Origin of the sequence: Brevundimonas sp., from assembly GCF_004210735.1 — a bacterium.
Classification (GTDB): Bacteria; Pseudomonadota; Alphaproteobacteria; order Caulobacterales; family Caulobacteraceae; genus Brevundimonas.
Genome location: NZ_SDZL01000113.1, coordinates 1 through 2448, shown reverse-complemented (window position 1 = coordinate 2448; position 2448 = coordinate 1). Strand labels below are relative to the sequence as shown.

The window sequence follows — 2448 nt, the reverse complement described above, 5'->3', positions numbered from 1 at the left end:
GACTTGCGGCCGAAGTTCGGGGTGCGAAGCATTTCACCCTCGGTCTTCTGGATCAGGTCGCCGATGTAGACGATGTTGTCGTTCTTCAGGCAGTTGGCCGAACGGACCGACAGCTCCAGTTCGTCGACCTTCTTGAGCAGAGCCGGGTTGAACGGCAGGTCGGGCTTGCCGTCCGCCTGTTCGACCGCCTTCTTGGGCTCATCGAAGGTGATGAAGATCTGCAACTGGTCCTGGAGGATGCGCGAGGCGTAGGCCACCGCGTCCACCGGGCTCACGGCGCCGTTGGTTTCGACTTCCATGATCAGCTTGTCGTAATCCAGCGACTGGCCCTGACGGGTCGGCTCGACGCGATAGGCGACGCGCTTGACCGGCGAATACAGGGCATCGACGGCGATCAGGCCGATCGGCGCGTCTTCCGGACGGTTCAGTTCGGCGGCGACGTAGCCCTTGCCGTTCTGGACGGTCAACTCCATGCGCACCGAAGCGCCGTCGTCGAGCGTGCAGATGACGTGATCGGGGTTCAGAACCTCGATGTCAGACGGCACGTCGATCTGGCCGGCGGTGACGGCGCCGGGGCCCGTGGCGCGCAGGGTCATGCGCTTGGGGCCTTCGGCGTGCATGCGCAGCGCCAGTTGCTTGATGTTCAGGACGATGTCCACGACGTCTTCCCGCACGCCTTCCAGCGACGAGAATTCATGGACCACGCCGTCGATCTGGATGGCCGTGACGGCCGCGCCTTGCAGCGACGACAGAAGTACGCGGCGCAGGGCGTTGCCGAGCGTCACACCGAAGCCGCGTTCCAGCGGTTCGGCCACCAGCCGCGCCTTGCGCAGCGGATCCGAACCGACTTCGACCTGCGGCTTCTCGGGACGGATCAGCTCTTGCCAGTTTCTTTCGATCATTGGTGTCCCTCGAACGGGTTTCGCCGGCCCCGCGCCCTGGTCTCGTACAGATCAGGCGCGCCGGAGCCGGCGGGAAAAGGGGTCGTCGGTACGCTTAGACGCGGCGGCGCTTGGGCGGACGGCAACCGTTGTGCGGCATCGGCGTCACGTCACGGATGGTCGTGATGGTCATGCCGACGGCCTGCAGGGCGCGCAGGGCCGATTCACGGCCGGAACCGGGACCCGAGACGTTGACTTCCAGCGTCTTGACGCCGTGCTCGGCGGCCTTCTTGCCGGCGTCTTCGGCAGCCATCTGGGCGGCGTACGGCGTCGACTTGCGCGAACCCTTGAAACCCATGTGACCGGCCGACGACCAGGAGATAGCGTTCCCCTGGGCGTCCGTGATCGTGATCATGGTGTTGTTGAACGACGCATTCACGTGGGCGACGCCCGAAGTGATGTTCTTGCGCTCGCGCTTCTTTACGCGACCCGGTTCCTTGGCCATCGATCAGCTCTTTCTCTTACTTCTTCTTGCCGGCGATCGGCTTGGCCGGACCCTTGCGGGTGCGAGCGTTCGTGTGCGTGCGTTGACCGCGGACCGGCAGGCCCTTGCGGTGACGCAGGCCGCGATAGCAGGCCAGGTCCATCAGACGCTTGATGTTCATCGAGGTCTCGCGACGCAGGTCGCCCTCGACCGTATGGTCGCGGTCGATGGTTTCGCGGATCTGCAGGACTTCAGCGTCCGTCAGTTGGTTCACGCGACGCGCCGGCTCGATGCCGACCTTCGCGGTGATGTCCTTGGCGGCGTGCGCGCCGATGCCATGGATGTACTGAAGCGCGATTTCGACGCGCTTGTTGGTCGGGATGTTGACGCCAGCGATACGGGCCACGAAATTCTCCAGGTACGCGTTTTCAGACGCCGAAACCGCTCCGGTCAACAGACCAGGAGCGTGGACGCCCTTCGCGGAAGCGCGCCGTTATACATGCGATTCCATTTCCGTCAACGCCCCGAAACCGTTAACGCGCTTCGGATCCCGGCGACGGCCCGAATTCGACGCCGAACGTGACCCGCTCTCCAACCAGCGGGACACCGCCCCGCGTAGGGGGTTGAAAGCGGAAGTAGCGCGCCGCGCGCAGCGCCGCCTCGCCGAACCCATAGCCCGGCGGCGTCTCGCGCACCAGCCGGCAGGCCTCCAGCGTCGTGTCCGCTCGAATGACGCACGAAACCTCTCCTCGCCCGCCCCGACGCGCACGCAGGGCCGCCGGCGGGTGCTCGCGGCGCAGATCGGCCATAGAGGGCCCCCGCACCAGACGCGGCGGCGTGCCGCCTTCGCCGGATCCCGCGCCCTCGCCCCGGCCGTCACCGGCCCCTGCCCCCTCACCGCCCAGGCCCTGACCGGGCGTCGGCGTGGCGTCAGGGGCGACGCCGATCACCAGGGGCGGCTCGGGCGCGGGTTGAGGCGGCGCCGTAATCTCTGGTGGAGTGGGCCGCACGGGCGGCGGAGGCAGATGCACGCGCGACGGCGCGGCCGGCGCGCCCCCTCCCCCCGTCCGGACAGGCTCGGGC

At 67.2% G+C, this 2448-nt stretch carries 4 protein-coding genes; all 4 read right to left on the bottom strand.

The features are described 5' to 3' along the window. The coding region (locus EON91_RS14210; protein WP_292096024.1) for a DNA-directed RNA polymerase subunit alpha at positions 1 to 902 on the bottom strand (902 nt) is incomplete at its 3' end. A 94-nt stretch (positions 903 to 996) separates the two neighbouring features. Further along, a complete protein-coding gene (rpsK, locus tag EON91_RS14205; protein WP_292096022.1) occupies positions 997 to 1386 on the bottom strand; it encodes a 30S ribosomal protein S11 in 390 nt (129 codons plus the stop codon). Between the two features lie 16 nt (positions 1387 to 1402). Then, a complete protein-coding gene (gene rpsM / locus EON91_RS14200; RefSeq protein WP_292096020.1) occupies positions 1403 to 1771 on the bottom strand; it encodes a 30S ribosomal protein S13 in 369 nt (122 codons plus the stop codon). 127 nt (positions 1772 to 1898) lie between these two features. Further along, positions 1899 to 2448 (bottom strand): TonB family protein (locus tag EON91_RS14195; protein ID WP_292096018.1); only part of this gene is annotated, 550 nt, incomplete at its 5' end.

Coding starts and splice junctions, on each gene's coding strand:
- rpsK (WP_292096022.1), bottom strand. CDS start 1,386: ATGGCCAAGGAACCGGGTCGCGTAAAGAAGCGCGAGCGCAAGAACATC.